Source organism: Pseudomonas sp. KH_050, assembly GCF_057838875.1.
This window is the reverse complement of sequence record NZ_CM174478.1, coordinates 4,494,997-4,510,116: the sequence shown is the minus strand read 5'-3', so window position 1 is coordinate 4,510,116 and position 15,120 is coordinate 4,494,997. Positions and strand designations below refer to the sequence as shown.

Annotated in this window: 18 protein-coding genes; 7 read left to right on the top strand and 11 right to left on the bottom strand. The window is 58.2% G+C overall.

Features of this window, described 5'->3' with window-relative positions; translation table 11 throughout:
• Positions 1-6: 6 nt before the first annotated feature.
• From AC3IUA_RS20480 to AC3IUA_RS20460, 5 genes are all read right to left on the bottom strand, one after another.
• Positions 7-633, bottom strand: coding sequence for a response regulator (locus tag AC3IUA_RS20480; protein WP_489356728.1), 627 nt, complete (start codon positions 631-633; stop codon positions 7-9).
• Between the two features lie 414 nt (positions 634-1,047).
• Positions 1,048-2,379, bottom strand: a complete 1,332-nt coding sequence (locus AC3IUA_RS20475) for a deoxyguanosinetriphosphate triphosphohydrolase (protein WP_489356727.1) — start codon at positions 2,377-2,379, stop codon at positions 1,048-1,050.
• Between the two features lie 213 nt (positions 2,380-2,592).
• The gene (locus tag AC3IUA_RS20470) at positions 2,593-2,934 is read right to left on the bottom strand and encodes a hypothetical protein (RefSeq protein ID WP_489356726.1); all 342 of its coding nucleotides are present in this window, start codon (positions 2,932-2,934) and stop codon (positions 2,593-2,595) included.
• Positions 2,931-3,320 (bottom strand): phage holin family protein, encoded by a 390-nt coding sequence (locus AC3IUA_RS20465; protein WP_489356725.1) that lies wholly within the window; start codon positions 3,318-3,320, stop codon positions 2,931-2,933. Before AC3IUA_RS20465 ends, AC3IUA_RS20470 begins: the two co-directional genes overlap by 4 nt.
• Before the next feature lies 1 nt (position 3,321).
• Positions 3,322-3,636, bottom strand: a complete 315-nt coding sequence (locus AC3IUA_RS20460) for an ElaB/YgaM/YqjD family protein (RefSeq protein ID WP_489356724.1) — start codon at positions 3,634-3,636, stop codon at positions 3,322-3,324.
• A 324-nt stretch (positions 3,637-3,960) separates the two neighbouring features.
• Here AC3IUA_RS20460 and AC3IUA_RS20455 point away from each other — a divergent pair, with 324 nt between their 5' ends.
• Complete coding sequence (locus AC3IUA_RS20455; protein ID WP_489356723.1) at positions 3,961-5,169, top strand: ammonium transporter; 1,209 nt, start codon at positions 3,961-3,963, stop codon at positions 5,167-5,169.
• 161 nt (positions 5,170-5,330) lie between these two features.
• Here AC3IUA_RS20455 and AC3IUA_RS20450 read toward each other — a convergent pair whose 3' ends face one another.
• The gene (locus AC3IUA_RS20450; protein WP_489356722.1) at positions 5,331-7,289 is read right to left on the bottom strand and encodes a cation:proton antiporter; all 1,959 of its coding nucleotides are present in this window, start codon (positions 7,287-7,289) and stop codon (positions 5,331-5,333) included.
• Between the two features lie 202 nt (positions 7,290-7,491).
• On the opposite strand from AC3IUA_RS20450, the gene AC3IUA_RS20445 reads away from it, so the two are divergent.
• The 3 genes from AC3IUA_RS20445 to AC3IUA_RS20435 all read left to right on the top strand — a co-directional run bounded on the left by AC3IUA_RS20445 (position 7,492) and on the right by AC3IUA_RS20435 (position 9,178).
• Entirely contained in the window at positions 7,492-7,728 is a 237-nt protein-coding gene (locus AC3IUA_RS20445) for a glutaredoxin family protein (RefSeq protein WP_489356721.1), read from the top strand.
• Between the two features lie 158 nt (positions 7,729-7,886).
• Positions 7,887-8,207 carry a transcriptional regulator gene (locus tag AC3IUA_RS20440; RefSeq protein WP_489356720.1) on the top strand — a complete coding sequence of 107 codons (321 nt, stop codon included), beginning with the start codon at positions 7,887-7,889 and terminating at the stop codon, positions 8,205-8,207.
• Between the two features lie 80 nt (positions 8,208-8,287).
• The gene (locus tag AC3IUA_RS20435; protein WP_489356719.1) at positions 8,288-9,178 is read left to right on the top strand and encodes a pseudouridine synthase; all 891 of its coding nucleotides are present in this window, start codon (positions 8,288-8,290) and stop codon (positions 9,176-9,178) included.
• Positions 9,179-9,262: 84 nt separating this feature from the next.
• Here AC3IUA_RS20435 and AC3IUA_RS20430 read toward each other — a convergent pair whose 3' ends face one another.
• Together AC3IUA_RS20430 and mobA are read right to left on the bottom strand one after the other, a co-directional pair.
• On the bottom strand, positions 9,263-9,484 hold the full coding sequence (locus tag AC3IUA_RS20430) for a YgdI/YgdR family lipoprotein (protein WP_489356718.1): 222 nt from the start codon (positions 9,482-9,484) through the stop codon (positions 9,263-9,265).
• A gap of 96 nt (positions 9,485-9,580) precedes the next feature.
• Positions 9,581-10,165, bottom strand: a complete 585-nt coding sequence (gene mobA / locus AC3IUA_RS20425; protein ID WP_489356717.1) for a molybdenum cofactor guanylyltransferase MobA — start codon at positions 10,163-10,165, stop codon at positions 9,581-9,583.
• Between the two features lie 79 nt (positions 10,166-10,244).
• On the opposite strand from mobA, the gene moaB reads away from it, so the two are divergent.
• Positions 10,245-10,784, top strand: coding sequence for a molybdenum cofactor biosynthesis protein B (gene moaB / locus AC3IUA_RS20420; RefSeq protein ID WP_489356716.1), 540 nt, complete (start codon positions 10,245-10,247; stop codon positions 10,782-10,784).
• A gap of 22 nt (positions 10,785-10,806) precedes the next feature.
• Positions 10,807-11,994, top strand: coding sequence for a molybdopterin molybdotransferase MoeA (locus tag AC3IUA_RS20415; RefSeq protein WP_489362415.1), 1,188 nt, complete (start codon positions 10,807-10,809; stop codon positions 11,992-11,994).
• A 49-nt stretch (positions 11,995-12,043) separates the two neighbouring features.
• Here AC3IUA_RS20415 and AC3IUA_RS20410 read toward each other — a convergent pair whose 3' ends face one another.
• Positions 12,044-12,268, bottom strand: coding sequence for a hypothetical protein (locus tag AC3IUA_RS20410; protein WP_489356715.1), 225 nt, complete (start codon positions 12,266-12,268; stop codon positions 12,044-12,046).
• Between the two features lie 291 nt (positions 12,269-12,559).
• Between AC3IUA_RS20410 and yegS the strand changes: the two genes are divergently transcribed.
• Positions 12,560-13,483 carry a lipid kinase YegS gene (yegS, locus tag AC3IUA_RS20405; RefSeq protein WP_489356714.1) on the top strand — a complete coding sequence of 308 codons (924 nt, stop codon included), beginning with the start codon at positions 12,560-12,562 and terminating at the stop codon, positions 13,481-13,483.
• Here yegS and AC3IUA_RS20400 read toward each other — a convergent pair.
• A complete protein-coding gene (locus tag AC3IUA_RS20400) occupies positions 13,480-14,139 on the bottom strand; it encodes a response regulator (protein ID WP_489356713.1) in 660 nt (219 codons plus the stop codon). The genes yegS and AC3IUA_RS20400 overlap by 4 nt on opposite strands.
• Positions 14,136-15,029: a sensor histidine kinase gene (locus tag AC3IUA_RS20395; protein ID WP_489356712.1), complete on the bottom strand. Its 894-nt coding sequence runs from the start codon at positions 15,027-15,029 to the stop codon at positions 14,136-14,138. The genes AC3IUA_RS20400 and AC3IUA_RS20395 overlap by 4 nt, the downstream gene beginning before the upstream one ends.
• Between the last annotated feature and the right edge of the window lie 91 nt (positions 15,030-15,120).

Genomic DNA, 15,120 nt, shown 5'->3' with positions numbered 1-15,120 from the left:
TGTTTCTCACACTAGCGCGTTACGTTTTGCCAATTCGATAAGTTCTACCAGGGATTTGGCTTTGAGTTTTTGCATGAGTCTTTTCTTGTAAGTGCTGACGGTCTTGTTGCTGAGAAACATTCCCTTGGCAATTTCCTTGTTAGTGCGGCCTTGTGCAAACAGTTGCAGCACCATGAGTTCCCGATCATTGACTGATTTGAACAGGTCCAGTTCGAGAGAGGCTGCATCATTGCCGCGAACAGGATTCAATGCCTGGCTAGGGAAGTAGTTGTAACCGGATAGAACCGCCTTGATGGCACTCATCAACTCGCTCAAGTCCTCTTGCTTGCAGACATAACCGGCGGCACCCGATTGCATGGAGCGAATCGCGAACAGAGTCGGGGACTGTGCGGTCAGTACCAGAGTCTTTGGGGGCGGGTTCATGGCGTTGAAGCGAGAAAGAACTTCCAGCCCATCGAGCTTGGGAATACCGATATCGAGAATGATCAGGTCGGGCATGCATTCGCGAACCATTTGCATGGCATCAACCCCGTTGTCAGTTTCACCGACGACTTTATAATTTTCATGCTCTAACAACATACGCACTGCCAGGCGGATAACGGGGTGGTCGTCGACAATAAAAACTGAGTTCATAATCAAATCCCATACGAGCGTAAATAAAGCGGGCACCTTAGCTCAGATGGAGGCGCGGACGCATGAACTGACTGACCCGTAGGTGCAATATAGGATAAATCCTACAATAAAAAAGGCGAAGGATTACGGATGGACTAGGTTGAGTAAGCGGTAAATTAAGTTTGAAACCATATGTAAGTGTATGTGGATTTGAGAAGTGTATTTTTCATTCGGTATGAGTAAGTATTCCTACTCGCGATATGGGGTGTTTCTTGAGTGTGCGCCGGATGGCTGTTGTTGATTTGTTTTTGATTGTTATAGCGTGAACTTGTTTCGCCTGGGTAGATCACGAGCTGGCAGGGCTGTTATTAGTTGTTGCCCGGTTACAGCAGTTCGATCAGCCATAGTGGTTTGGACGCGGCTGATCGAAAGCGGCTACTGCGGGCTGGAGCGTCCGGTCATCTCCCGTGCCATCTCGCTGGCATAACTGTCGGTCATGCCCGCGATGAAGTCGATCATCCGCAGGAAGGAGGTGTGCAGGGGCCAGCTTGGGTCAGGTGCATTGTTACCCAGCAGGTCGAGGATGCGCCGATTCTTGAACGACGGGGTACGCCCGCCGTGCTGTTCCAGGGCTGCACCGCAGAAGGCATTCAGGAGGATTTCCAGCGTCGTGTAAGCGCCGATTTCATGCAACGTCTTGCGCTTGTCCTGGAATATTTTCTTGCGAGCCATGTCTTTGGCATTCAACACGCAACGCTTGGCCGGACCGTGCATATGCTCGACCAGGTCGCCAGGAAGGGTGCCGGCCAACAAAGCATCCTGTTGCTCGACGAATGCCCGTGCGGCGGCGTTGGTCAGGTGCTCGATGGCTTTGCCGCGCAGGATCGCCAGCTTGCGCCGGCGCGAGTCCTGCGGGCCGAGCTGGCGATAGGTTTCCGGCAGGTCGTCACCCACCAGTCCCAGCAGCAGGGACTCGACTTCGGCGTATTCCAGAAGGTCCATCTCCAGACCATCCTCAAGGTCGATCAGGGCGTAGCAGATGTCATCGGCAGCCTCCATCAGATAAACCAGCGGATGACGCGCCCAGCGTTGTTCCTCCAGTTGCGGCAGACCGAGTTTAAGGGCGATCTGCTCCAGTAGCGGCAGTTCACTCTGATAGCAGCCGAACTTGTGTTTCTTGTAGCCCAGCGAGTCGGCGTGGCGCGCGGTCCAGGGGTATTTCAGGTAGGTGCCGAGCGTTGCGTAAGTCAGCCGCGTACCGCCGTCGAACTGGTGGTATTCGAGCTGAGTGAGCACCCGAAAACCTTGGGCGTTGCCTTCGAAGTTAAGGAAATCATTGCGCTCGACCTCGCTCATGGCGTCAAGCCAGCCGCGGCCTGCGGCTTGCTGGAACCAGTGGCGGATCGCGTCTTCGCCCGAATGGCCGAATGGCGGGTTGCCAATGTCGTGAGCCAGGCAGGCGGATTGCACCACCATGCCCAGGTCGGCCGGGTCGCACCAGTCGGGCAGTGCGCCGCGGATGGTTTCGCCAACGCGCATACCCAGCGAACGACCGACGCAGCTGACTTCCAGAGAGTGGGTCAGGCGCGTATGGATATGGTCATTGCTGGATACCGGGTGCACCTGAGTCTTGCGTCCCAGGCGGCGGAAGGCACCGGAGAAAATGATGCGGTCGTGGTCTTTATGAAAAGGGCTGCGACCGAGCTCTTCCGGGCTGTGCAGAGGCTTTCCGAGTCGTTCGCGGGTAAGCAGTGTTTGCCAATCCAAGGCTGGTACTCTCCGTCAAGTGACTGATGGGCTAGCTTCCCGGTTCGCGCGTCGCGCTGCAAGGGGAACGACAGCCCGGCGGCGTCAATTTCGATGAGCAGCGATCAGTTCTTGCTGGAAGGTTTACTGCCATACGAACAGACAGGATCGAACCCCTCGATAAGGAGGTCCGACCCGGGGTTTCTGCAAGAATGCAGCCGGATGCCGACAGTACTAGTCCTTACGGGGGGTACCTTGCATTACCAGTTTGATCAGCGGCACCAGACTGACGCCAAGTCTGGCGAGCCGGGAGAGGCTTCTGACACCACCGCTCCTGGTGCCCTTGCCGCTCAGAAAACCAAGCAAGGTCACCGCTGCGACGCCCCAGAGTGGCGCGTGCTTGAAGTGCAAACCTTCCTGCAAGCCTTGGGTCATCCCGCGGACGCGCTGCAACGGTTGCAACAGGTTCTGCGACTCATGGCGGATTTCCTGACGGTGCATTTCCATGCGCAGACGGATCAACACCTTGCGCATTTCGCGTCGGGAACTGTTGGGTGGTAGCTCGGGCTGGTTCATGGCAGGAGGCGCTCCCGGTCGTTGGCCAATTCTTCAAGGGTCGCATGGAACGGCGATGACTCGTCGAAGATTGCCGCTTTCAAACGCAGAGCGCAAAACAGTGCGGCAAGCGTATAGAAGACACACAGGCCAATGATCCCGGACAGGCGATAGCTGTCCCAGAGCAGAATCAGCACCAGTGCCGAGAGCCCGATCAGCAGCAGCAAGGCAAACACCAGGGCTAAACCTGCGAACAACAACAGGCTCACGGTCCGGGCTTTCTGCTCTTGCAACTCGATGCCGAACAGCTCGACATGGCTGTGCAACAAACCCAGGAACGCCGCACCCAGTCGTCGCGGGGAGGATGTTGGGCCCGTCGCGGACGAGCCGGATTCACCGATAGCCATATTAGCGCCGCGTCGCCAGCAGGCCGATCAGAAAACCCACGCCAGCGGCAATGCCCACCGATTGCCATGGGTTGGCCTGGACGTAGTCTTCAGTGGCGGTGACAGCCGCCTTGCCGCGTTCGCGCAGCGAATCCTCGGTCAGTTGCAGGGTTTCGCGGGCACGCAACAGGCTGTCGTGGATCTGCGAACGCAGTTCATCGGCCTGGTCACCGGCCAATGTCGCGGTATGTTCCAGCAGCCTTTCCGTGTCATTAACCAGGGTTTGAAAATCCGCCATCAGTACTTCTTGAGCAGTCTTTGCTGTTTTGCTGGCCATGGTTATCTCCGTAGGTGGCTTCTGAATGTTTCGAGTATGAGGCTTGTCGGAAGGTTCAGTGCAATTGACTGGTACAGCTTTTGCTTTGTCATGGTGCGCAGGGAAGCAGTTTTGCGCCGAGACTGAGCATCAGTGCGGCGCGAGCCATGAAAACCATAACCTAAAAAACTAAAACCCGCGAAAAACCCCTAGCGGCGATTTGCCTGTTCGTACTTTCTGCGCCAAAGCGGTTCACCCCTGACTTGGCGGGTGCCAATTTGGTGCATAAAAGAATGTCGCCGAACTGCTTTGGTGCTTTTTCCTGCATTCAGGTCTGCCAACTCCATGGAAAACTTGCAAAGCGCTGTGGACAGTCTGGTCCACAGCTCCAATACGCTGTTCATTCTGATGGGTGCGGTCATGGTTCTGGCCATGCACGCCGGTTTCGCCTTTCTGGAAGTGGGTACAGTCAGGCAAAAAAACCAGGTTAACGCGTTATCGAAAATCCTCAGCGATTTCGCTGTTTCGACCCTGGCCTATTTCTTTATAGGCTATTGGATTTCCTACGGTGTCAGCTTTATGCAACCGGCAGCAGTGATCAGCGCGGATCATGGCTATGGGTTGGTGAAGTTTTTCTTCTTGCTGACCTTCGCTGCGGCCATTCCGGCGATCATCTCTGGCGGTATCGCCGAGCGCGCCCGATTCGCCCCCCAGCTCTGTGCCACGGCGCTGATCGTGGCGTTCATTTACCCGTTCTTCGAAGGCATGGTGTGGAACGGCAATCTGGGTCTGCAAGCCTGGTTGCTCGCACGCTTTGGCGCGACCTTCCACGATTTTGCAGGATCAGTGGTGGTGCACGCCATGGGTGGCTGGCTGGCACTTGCCGCAGTGTTGTTGCTCGGGCCACGGCAGGGCCGTTATCGCGAGGGTCGGTTGGTCGCCTTTGCGCCGTCGAGCATTCCGTTTCTGGCCTTGGGTTCGTGGATTCTGATTGTCGGCTGGTTCGGCTTTAACGTCATGAGCGCACAAACCCTGCAAGGAGTCAGCGGGTTGGTGGCGGTCAATTCGTTGATGGCGATGGTCGGCGGCACTGTGGCGGCGTTGATTGTCGGGCGCAATGACCCTGGCTTCTTGCACAACGGCCCCTTGGCCGGGCTGGTAGCGATTTGCGCGGGCTCCGACCTGATGCACCCGGTCGGGGCGCTGGTCACGGGCGTCATCGCCGGGGCATTGTTCGTCTGGTGCTTCACCGCGGCGCAAGGCAAATGGAAGATCGATGACGTGCTGGGTGTCTGGCCATTGCATGGGCTTTGTGGAGTCTGGGGCGGAGTTGCCTGCGGTATTTTCGGCCAAAGCGCATTGGGCGGTCTGGGTGGGGTCAGTCTGATCAGCCAGTTGATCGGAACGGCGCTGGGAGTGGTGACCGCTTTTGCGGGTGGGCTGCTGGTCTATGGCGTCATCAAGTACTTCAATGGCCTGCGATTGAGCCAGGAAGAGGAGTATTACGGCGCGGATCTATCGATACACAAGATCGGCTCGGTGAGCCAGGATTGAGGGTGGATGGCAAAAGATCGCATTTGTCCGTCGGCGAAGGCGGCCTGCCGGCCAGCCTGTTTTTGTGGGTACACGTTTTCCCCCGTAGGAGCTGCCGCAGGCTGCGATCTTTTGATCTTTGCGTTCGGCCGGTTACCGCATTGGTTCGCCGTCTCCAGTACCTACGCCCCGCCCAGCAACCGCGCTTCGCTGGCCTCGATGGCTGACAAGGTTCCGGACATCAGTACCTTGTCACCGGCCTGCAAATGGGTGGCACTATCCATCGTCAGGTCATTGCCATCGCGCTGCACGGCCTGAACGTCTACGCCCAAGAGCTCCAGGGCCAGTTCACCCAACGACAGCCCACAGGCGTGGGCGTTGGCTCCGAGATTGACCGCATGCATCAGGACCTTGGGCAGGCCGCGATTGTCCAGCAGGTTGCTCTGCGCGCCATGATAAAAGCCATGCAGCAGTCGATAGCGGTTGTGCCGGACTTCATCGACTTTGGCCTGGACCTGTGTTTCGGGCAGTCCGAGCATGATCAACGCATGGGAGGCAAGCATCAGGCTCGACTCGAGCAATTCCGGGACTACTTCGCTGGCACCGGCGGCTTTCAACTCGCCCAGTTGGCTGTCATCGCGGGTCCGCACCAGAATCGGTACCTCGCTGTTGATGCGGCGCGCCTCCTTGAGCACGATCATCGCGATCTCGCTCTTATCCACGGCAATCACCAGCAATCGTGCGCGCCCAAGCCCTACAGCGGCGAGCAGGTCACCCCGGCGTGAATCGCCATAGTGCACGCAGCTTTCTCCGGCCGCGGCTTCCTGAACCCGTACCGGGTCGTCATCGAGCGCGATAAAGTGCTGTTGTTCGCGGCGCAGGAAGCGCCCGATGGACTGGCCGACCCGACCGTAACCGCAGATCACCACATGCCCGTTCAGTTCGGCATTGAGCTCGGTGATCTGCTCCAGTTTCGTTTCCTCGTTGGGTTTGCGATGCAAGCGAGCGGCGATCCCGGGGGCGGCGCGCAACAGCAGGGGTGTCAGCAGCATCGAACAGAACGTCGCCGCCAGCAGCAGCCCACTGATGTCGCCGGGCATCAGTTTGCTTTGTTGCATCTGCGCCATCAGCGCAAAACAGAACTCGCCACCCTGAGCCAGTGCCAGGCCGCTGCGCCAGGCGGTTTCAGCGTCGCTGGCGCGGCACTTGACCAGCGCCGCCACCACAGTGGCTTTGATCAGCAACAGCCCCAGGGTCAAGCCGAGGATGAGTGGCGCGTGACTGACGAACAACTGCAGGTCGATCAACATGCCAATACTGACGAAGAACAGCCCGAGCAGGATGTCGCGAAACGGCCGGATGTCGGCTTCGATCTGATGCCGGTAATGGCTTTCCCCCAGCAGCATGCCGGCCAGGAAGGCACCGAGGGCGGGGGAGAGTCCCAGCAAGTGAGTCAGCCAGGCAGTCAGCAGCACGATGACCAGGGCCAGCAGCACGAACAATTCGGCGGAGTGGGAGGCGGCGACCTCATGGAACAGGCGCGGCAGCAGCCAGCGACTGGCCAACAGCAGGCCGACAAACAGGATGACGGTCTTGCCCAGGGTAATCGGCAGCGCCCAGTACCAGGTTTGATCACTGTTGCCGGCAAACACCGGGACCAGGGTCAGCAAGAGCACCGCGACCACATCCTGGAACAGCAGCACGCCGATCGCGTTCTGGCCGTGGCTGCTGAATATTTCACCGAGGCTGGTCAATTCTTTACTGACGATGGCCGTCGAGGACAGCGCCAGGCCGGCACCGAGCAACATGGCCGAGGTGGTCGATACGCCACACAGCCATAACACTCCACCCAGCAGTGCCCCTGAAACCAGCACCTGCAGGCTGCCCAGGCCGAACACCACGGAACGCAACGCGAGCATTTTCGACAGGGAGAACTCCAGTCCCAGGGAAAACAACAGAAAAACCACGCCCAGTTCGGCCAGATCCGGCAGGTCTTCGCTGTCATTCACCCAGTCGAATGCCGTCGGCCCGACTAACAGGCCGACGCACAGATAACCCAGCACCGGCGGCAGTTGCAGGCGCCGGAACAGCGCAATAACCACCAGTGATGAGGCGAGGATGATCAACAGATTCGCAAACACAGAAATCTCCGGTCAGGGGCCTTGCCTGTCTGAGCGTAGAGGTAGAACCACGAGCATCGCGCAATTGGCTCTGGGCAAGGATGATGCACGTCATCTTTTGTGGTACTGGTTGCCGCTGGTTCCGGGCAGGCGGATCCCTTGGCTCGACGAGTTTTCCCGTCCGGCCTAGAATGAACGCCTATTCCTTGTTGGTCTGTTTGTCATGCCCCCTGAATGCCAGCTGTTCGGTACCCTTGGTTGCCATCTCTGTGAACTCGCCGAAGCTGAAGTGATGCCGTTGGTGGAGCGCGGTTTGTTGGTGGAACTGGTGGACATTGCTGAAGACGAATCCTTCCTCGAAAGCTACGAATTACGGATCCCGGTACTGCGTCGCGTTGATACCGGTGCGGAACTGGATTGGCCGTTCGATGCCGCGCAGGTGGTAGCATTTTTACGTTGAAGCGTAATCTGCCTTGACGACAGCCACCTCCCGGTTGTCGATCTTTCTGTCATTGCGTTGGCGAGAGACGCATTATTCGGTTACTGTATGTATGTACAGTTATCGAAGTGTTCTGCCATGTCTCTCACTTGGCGAATCGAGAAACGGAGGGGTTTACCATGGTCAATGTCGAACAATTGAAGAGCAGCGTAAACCGGATGTCCGCTGAGGTTGTGCGCGAGGCGGTACTTGAACTGCGTCTGGATGGTCTGGTCACTGAGGGCAAGACGCCTTTCAACAAGCTGCATTTCAATACCTGCTTCGCTGAAATCGAAGCCTTGTTTCAGCGTGCCGGATACCACCGGCAACTGGATGTCGTGGGTTATCAAGGCTTGTTATATGCGCTTTACGACCCTGGTCGCTGGGAGGCAGTCGATGTGCTGCGCTGGCTCAAGGAGTTTACCGAAGCCGCAGCGCGACATGAAATGATCCGCGCCTGATACCGGTGATGGAATCTCTCCTAGGTTCGCTTGCGCCCATGCTGGATAATGCCGGCCTGCATTAATGGCCAGAGCCCTGTATGTCTACGTCATCTTTTAGCGCTGCACAGAATCAAGCCAGCACCTTGTACCTGCCGGCGGGCTCATGGCCGACCGTGCTCGATTGCCTGTGCGAACACTTCAGTGCCATCAGCCGCGAACAGTGGCTGGACCGGATTGCTCGTGGGCGCGTGCTTGATGGCCAGGGTGTGGCGATCAACGTTGGCCTGTCATACAAGGAAGGTCTGCGGATTCACTATTTTCGTGAGGTCCCTGACGAAAAGCCGATCCCGGTACTGGAGTCGATTCTCTATGCCGATGAACACCTGGTGGTGGCCGATAAACCGCATTTTCTCCCCGTCACTCCGGCGGGTGAGTACGTCGAACAGACCTTGTTGCGACGGCTGATCCGCCGCCTGGATAATCCGCACCTGGTGCCGTTGCATCGCATCGACCGGCATACGGCGGGCCTGGTGTTGTTCTCGGCCAATCCCGAGAGCCGTTCGGCTTATCAGTCGTTATTCCCCACACGGAAAATCGAGAAGCGTTACGAGGCTATCGCCCGGGCTTTACCTGAGTTGTCATTTCCGCTGGTTCACAAAAGCCGACTGGTCGATGGCGAACCTTTCTTCCGCATGCAGGAGGGGCCGGGTCCGAGCAACACCGAAACGGCGGTCGCGGTCAGCGAGAAAAACGCTGAGCTCTGGCGCTACGCGTTGTCTCCCGTGACCGGCAAGAAGCACCAGTTGCGGGTGCATATGAGCGCGTTGGGAGCGGGTATTTGCAATGATCCATTCTATCCCCAGGTCCTCAAGGATGCCGAGGATGACTATGCCAACCCGCTGAAGTTGCTGGCACAAGGCTTGCGGTTTATCGACCCGTTGAGTGGGCTGGAGCGTCGTTTCGAAAGCGAAATCACGTTGCAATGGTGATTCCGGTAAAGGCTGGCGCCAGGCCATAAACGACAAAACCCGCACAAGGCAGGTTTTATCTGGCGCGCAGCATAGCCGTCAGGCTTACAGCTCCTTGACGGTACGAACCTGATCTTTATTGATGCGGGTCTGTTTGCCATCCAGCTGTTCGAATTCATAGAAGCCCGATTTCGAATCATATCGAGGGCTGTCGACAGCCTGGATTTCGCGACCGTCATTCAAGGTAATCACACTAGGCGACGAGCAACCGGCGAGCGTCGCGAGGCCCAGTGCAAGCATCAGAGTGGCGAGGGTCCGTTGAGTCATGATCTGTCTCCAAAAAAGATTATTTTTTGATTAGTGATCTTGAGACGTATACCGCGTGCGCAAGTTCCTTGGCTAGTGTCATTCTGACTCAGCATGCTACTGGCGCAAGAGTTCAGGGGTGTTCAGATTGGCCAGTCGCTGATCATTTTCGGGACATTGCAAGGCCACGGCACCCAGTCTGCGCATGAGTCTGCCGGGGCTGCGCTCACCTTCCTCCCAAGCACGTTCGAAAGCGCCCGCGAGCGTCGTCGGGATGACGCATAACAGCGGTTCCCAGTGTTCCCCATGGCGCAGCATCAGCGGTTTTTCGGGGTGTTGACTGGCGGTTTCACGCATGGCATCGAGCAGGTCGGCATCGATTTGCGGCACATCGCACGGCAGTACCAGCAGCCATGCATGGCGAGCTACCGCCAGCCCGGCGCGAATGCCGGCCAGTGGGCCCGGGAAGTCGTCGATGTCGTCCTGGACCAGTTGGTCGGCAAAGGGCGCATATTTCTCCTGGTTGCGGTTGCAGGAGATGATCAGATCGTCACTCAATTCACGGGTCGTGTGCTGCAGGTGAGCAATCAACGGCTGGCCTCGCCACTCGAGCAGGCCCTTATCCTGGCCACCCATGCGTTGGCCGCGCCCCCCAGCCAGGAGCAGAATGGAGCAGGGCGGCAGGTGAGTGTTCGAGTTCATGGCGCGTCTCCACAGGGGCGGCGAAATAGGGCGCTGTGATATAACACCGGGCTGTTTCTCCTACAACTGGATCGAGCCGATGAAAGCCAAGGCTGATGTACCTTTTGCACCGTTGAACATCGCGGTATTGACTGTCAGCGACACCCGCACTCTGGAAACCGATACCTCCGGACAGCTCTTCGTCGACCGACTGAGCGCTGCGGGGCATAACCTGGCGGCGCGGGTCCTGCTTAAAGATGATCTCTACAAAATCCGTGCGCAAGTCGCGACCTGGATCGCCGAAGACCAGGTGCAGGTGGTGCTGATCACCGGTGGTACCGGGTTTACCGGGCGCGATAGCACTCCGGAAGCCGTCAGCTGCCTGCTCGATAAACAGGTCGATGGTTTTGGCGAGCTGTTCCGGCAGATTTCGGTTGCGGACATCGGCACTTCGACGGTGCAGTCCCGCGCCCTGGCCGGATTGGCCAATGGCACCCTGGTGTGCTGCCTGCCAGGTTCGACCAATGCGGTTCGCACCGGATGGGACGGGATCCTCGCCGAGCAACTGGATTCGCGGCATAGGCCCTGCAACTTTGTTCCTCATCTGAAGCAGGCTGCAGCCTGTGAATCCCGTGGGTAAGCCGGGCAAGACCGGCGCCTTGATGTCGGTCGAGGTCGCGTTGGCCCGCTTGCTGGCAATGGCGCAAGCTTCGCCGATTCGCGAGTGCGAGCAACTGCCATTGGCAGCCCTGCAAGGCCGGGTTCTGGCTGACGATTTAATCTCGACCCTGGATCTTCCGCCCTGGCCTAACAGCGCAATGGACGGCTATGCCTTGCGTCTTGCCGATTACAGCAGTGAAGCACTCACGGTCAGCCAGCGAATATTTGCCGGCCAGGCCCCCGAGCCTTTGGCACCTGGCACCTGCGCGAGAATCTTCACCGGCGCTCCAGTGCCCCAAGGCGCCGACTGCGTCGAGATGCAGGAAAATGTCGAAGTGCTGGCCGATGGGCGGGTCCGCTTCACCGAGACGTTACACGCGGGACAGAATATTCGTCCGCAAGGCCAGGAAACCACCGTCGGTGAAGTGGTTTTGTCAGCGGGTACTCGTTTGGGACCTATCGAGCAAGGTCTGGCCGCCTCCCTGGGCTGCGCGACACTGAAAGTGATCCGTCGGGTGCGGGTAGCGGTGCTGTCCACGGGCGACGAATTGATCGAGCCGGGACAACCGCTCGGACCTGGACAGATTTACAACAGCAATCGAGTGTTGCTGTGCGGCTGGTTACAGCGTCTGGGATGTGAAGTGATCGATGCCGGGATCTTGCCCGATGATTTGCCGACTACCCGCAACCGGCTCGCTGAGCTGGGTGACGTCGACCTGATCCTTTCTACCGGCGGCGTCTCGGTGGGGGAAGCGGATTTTCTCGGTATTGCTTTGCGTGAGGAGGGTGAACTGGCGCTGTGGAAACTCGCGATCAAGCCCGGCAAGCCGCTGACATGCGGGCATTTCCGCGGAGTGCCGGTCATTGGCTTGCCGGGAAATCCTGCATCGACCCTGGTGACCTTTGCCTTGCTGGCCCGGCCTTATCTGCTGCGTCGTCAGGGCGTGGCGAAGGTCGAGCCGTTGCGCTTTCAAGTGCCGGCAGGGTTTGTCTGGTCCAAGCCCGGTAGCCGTCGAGAGTACCTTCGAGGGCGGCTGGAGCAAGGGCGAGCAATCATCTATAGAAACCAGAGCTCCGGGGTACTGCGCAGCGCGGCCTGGGCCGAAGGGCTGGTCGAAGTGCTGGAGGATCGCACGCTGGTCGAGGGTGATTGGGTGAACTTCATTCCGTTGAGCGAAGTACTGGGGTAAGCCCCAATGCCAGGGGCCCCTAAAAGATCGCAGCCTGCGGCAGCTCCTACTAGTGGATCAGCATTTGCAGAAGATGACCAAAGCGGCTGTTGGAAATCCAGGTCAGGAGAGCAATCAACACCAGTATTGCTCCTGCCGAGCAGGCGAGCCTGGCCTTGATGGATTTGCCGTTATGGGGCGTTTTATCGAGTTCCATACTGTGGTGTTCGACCTGGGTCAGTGAGAGATTTGGACGCAATTGATTCGAGCCCTTGAAGAACTTTTTAAGGTTCATGTCAATTCACTTCCTTGTGTGAGGCGTCGCAGGCCTGTTAAACGCTACACCGGAACGTTCTAACATTAGCTCTTTCTGGTCAATTGGTCTGATTCCCAACCACTTGCAGGAAATTTCTCTATAAACCTTGCACATTTACCTTGGCAACAGTGCTGAGTCGCTGGTCATTACCTGCCGAGCGGGCTCGATGCCACCTGGCGGCTTCGAAAAATAAATCGATCTTTCCGGGTTTTTTTCGATTGCCGCAGGTCAACATCCTTCAAGACCCTTCCAATAGTTGAGTGATGAACGATGAGTGAGCGCAAGGCGCTGTTGATTCTGCATGGCAAGCAAGCACTCAACGAGCAGGTTCGCGAAGCCGTCCGCGCCAAGCGGGCCGAAGGCTGGCAACTGGCGGTGCGGCTGACGTGGGAGGCGGGCGATGCTCGACGTCTGGTCGATGAGGCACTCGCCGCGGGTTACACACAACTGATTGCCGGTGGCGGTGATGGCACCTTGCGCGATATTGCCGAGGCGATGACCTTGAACGCCGGCGATGCCAGTCTGGTGTTGTTGCCCCTCGGCACGGCCAACGACTTTGCCCGCGCGGCCGGTGTTTCGCTGGAGCCCGAGGAAGCCTTGCGAATGCTCGATGTGCCAGCTCAGGCTATTGATCTGGGTGAGGTTGGTGGTCAGATATTTCTGAACATGGCGACAGGAGGCTTCGGCAGCCAGGTCACGGCCAACACTTCTGAAGACCTGAAGAAAATTCTCGGCGGGGCGGCCTATCTGTTTACCGGGCTGACGCGCTTCAGTGAATTGCATGCAGCCTACGGAGAGTTGCACGGACCGGATTTCCATTGGCAAGGCGATCTGCTGGCGCTGGGCATCGGCAATGGTCGGCAGGCCGGCGGGGGGCAATTGTTGTGTCCGGAGGCAGTGGTCAATGACGGTTTGCTCGATATCAGTATTCTGCCAGCGCCACAGGAGCTGGTTGGCACCTTGAGGGATCTGCTGTCCGGCGGCCTGGGTATCGATAACATGTTTGTCCGGGCGCGCTTGCCGTGGGTTGAAATCAAGGTCTCGGAAGGCCTGTACATCAACCTCGATGGGGAACCCATGGAGGGCGACAACCTGCGTTTTTCGGCGCACCCGAGAGCATTGCGGGTCCATCTTGCTGCAGATTCGCCATTACTTGGGGGGCGGCTAGTGGCCACACAGGCCACTATTGACTAGTCATCGAGGCTGATGATCTGTTCGCGCACGGCAAACAGCACCAGACCGGCAACGTCGTAGATCTGCAAGCGCTTCATGATCTGCGAACGATGGGTTTCCACCGTCTTGATGCTCAAGCCCAGGCCGTTGGCGATTTCTCGCGTGGATTTCCCGCGGACGATCAGGCGCAGGATTTCCAGCTGGCGGGCCGTCAGATTGTGGGTTGGCGCCTGTTGCGGCGGGTTTTCCCGGGAACGGAGCAGGGCCTGGTTGATCACCGTGTGAGCAATGGCCGGGCTCAGGTAACGCTCGTTGCTGCGCAAGGCCTGCAGCGCATGTTCGAGCTCGGTGGCGGTGGTGTCCTTGAGCAGATAGCCATGAGCACCTGACTCCAGCGCCTGCATGATCAACGCGGGGTCGGTGTGCATGGACAGAATCAGCACCTTGCTCTGCGGGCGTACAGCCTTGAGCTGCTGCAGAGCCTCAAGGCCGCCGGTGTTTTTCATCGAGATATCCAACAGGATAATATCCGGCCGCAGCTTCTCGACCATCTCGAGCAACTGTGCGCCATCGTTGGCTTCACCGATTACTGCATAGCCCGGAATGTCCAGGACCAATGCACGCACACCGGCCCTGATCAGCGAGTGGTCATCCACCAGAAGTAAGTTACAGGTCAATGTAGAACCTTATGGGTGCTGGCCCGTTCGCGCGCGCGCGGTGCCCAGGGGAAGAGTGCTTCGATCCGGGTGCCCTTGCCGGGTTCGCTGGTGACAGTCAACGTCCCACCGAGCTGAATGCTCCTTTCCAGCATCCCGGCCATTCCGCATTGGCCTTCCTCACCCGGATTGGCGGCAGGAGAGAAACCCAGGCCGTCGTCGCTGATGAACAGTGCCAGACCTTGGGGCAGACGTTGCAGGCGTATCAGCAGATTCCTCGCCTGGGCATGGCGCAGCATGTTGGTGATGGCTTCCTGAGTAATCCTGAAGGCCGCCACAGCCATCTCTTCCGGGATGCCGGTCAAGCGCTGTTGGCATTCGAGGCTCCAGTGCACCGGGGTATTTGCCAGGGTCTTGAGCAGATGCGCGCGCAAACTGGCCTCCAGTCCAAGACTGGCCAACTGTCTGGGATTGAGAACGACCGATACATCGCGGACCTTTGTCAGGGTTTCTTCCAGTGTGTCGCAAAGCACCGAGAATTGACCATGCAGATCTTCGGGCAAGCGGCGTTTGAGCCATTCACTTTGCAGTTTTGCCGCAGTCAGCAGTTGACCGATGTCGTCATGCAGCTCTCGACTGAGCCGATGCCGCTCGGTTTCCTGTACTTGCAGCAGGCGGTCAGCCAGTTCCTGGGGCTGAAACTTGATCGATTTCAGCGAGTGACGATGCTGCACCCAGACACTGGTCAACGCCGCCAGGTCAAGCACCAGCAGACTCAAGGGCAGTGCGCTGGATTGAAAGTAGATCAGCAGGCTGCCAAGGGCCGAGCAGAGACACAGCAACAGGCTGAGCTGGCGCGCGTTTTTTCGGGAGGGGGGCCAGGCGATAAAGGACTTGAGGCTAGCGTACATAACGGATGAAGCCAATAAATGTTCGCTGCGGGTAGACCGGTCCTGATGACTGACGGGCCTGTGTTTGAAAAGAGTGCTGATTGCAGTCCTG

What these genes read in the sequence shown, in the direction of transcription:
- AC3IUA_RS20480 (WP_489356728.1), bottom strand. Translation starts at nt 633, where the DNA reads ATGAACTCAGTTTTTATTGTCGACGACCACCCCGTTATCCGCCTGGCA.
- AC3IUA_RS20470 (WP_489356726.1), bottom strand. Translation starts at nt 2,934, where the DNA reads ATGAACCAGCCCGAGCTACCACCCAACAGTTCCCGACGCGAAATGCGC.
- AC3IUA_RS20465 (WP_489356725.1), bottom strand. Translation starts at nt 3,320, where the DNA reads ATGGCTATCGGTGAATCCGGCTCGTCCGCGACGGGCCCAACATCCTCC.
- AC3IUA_RS20460 (WP_489356724.1), bottom strand. Translation starts at nt 3,636, where the DNA reads ATGGCCAGCAAAACAGCAAAGACTGCTCAAGAAGTACTGATGGCGGAT.
- AC3IUA_RS20455 (WP_489356723.1), top strand. Translation starts at nt 3,961, where the DNA reads ATGGAAAACTTGCAAAGCGCTGTGGACAGTCTGGTCCACAGCTCCAAT.
- AC3IUA_RS20445 (WP_489356721.1), top strand. Translation starts at nt 7,492, where the DNA reads ATGCCCCCTGAATGCCAGCTGTTCGGTACCCTTGGTTGCCATCTCTGT.
- AC3IUA_RS20440 (WP_489356720.1), top strand. Translation starts at nt 7,887, where the DNA reads ATGGTCAATGTCGAACAATTGAAGAGCAGCGTAAACCGGATGTCCGCT.
- AC3IUA_RS20435 (WP_489356719.1), top strand. Translation starts at nt 8,288, where the DNA reads ATGTCTACGTCATCTTTTAGCGCTGCACAGAATCAAGCCAGCACCTTG.
- AC3IUA_RS20430 (WP_489356718.1), bottom strand. Translation starts at nt 9,484, where the DNA reads ATGACTCAACGGACCCTCGCCACTCTGATGCTTGCACTGGGCCTCGCG.
- mobA (WP_489356717.1), bottom strand. Translation starts at nt 10,165, where the DNA reads ATGAACTCGAACACTCACCTGCCGCCCTGCTCCATTCTGCTCCTGGCT.
- moaB (WP_489356716.1), top strand. Translation starts at nt 10,245, where the DNA reads ATGAAAGCCAAGGCTGATGTACCTTTTGCACCGTTGAACATCGCGGTA.
- AC3IUA_RS20415 (WP_489362415.1), top strand. Translation starts at nt 10,807, where the DNA reads ATGTCGGTCGAGGTCGCGTTGGCCCGCTTGCTGGCAATGGCGCAAGCT.
- AC3IUA_RS20410 (WP_489356715.1), bottom strand. Translation starts at nt 12,268, where the DNA reads ATGAACCTTAAAAAGTTCTTCAAGGGCTCGAATCAATTGCGTCCAAAT.
- yegS (WP_489356714.1), top strand. Translation starts at nt 12,560, where the DNA reads ATGAGTGAGCGCAAGGCGCTGTTGATTCTGCATGGCAAGCAAGCACTC.
- AC3IUA_RS20395 (WP_489356712.1), bottom strand. Translation starts at nt 15,029, where the DNA reads ATGTACGCTAGCCTCAAGTCCTTTATCGCCTGGCCCCCCTCCCGAAAA.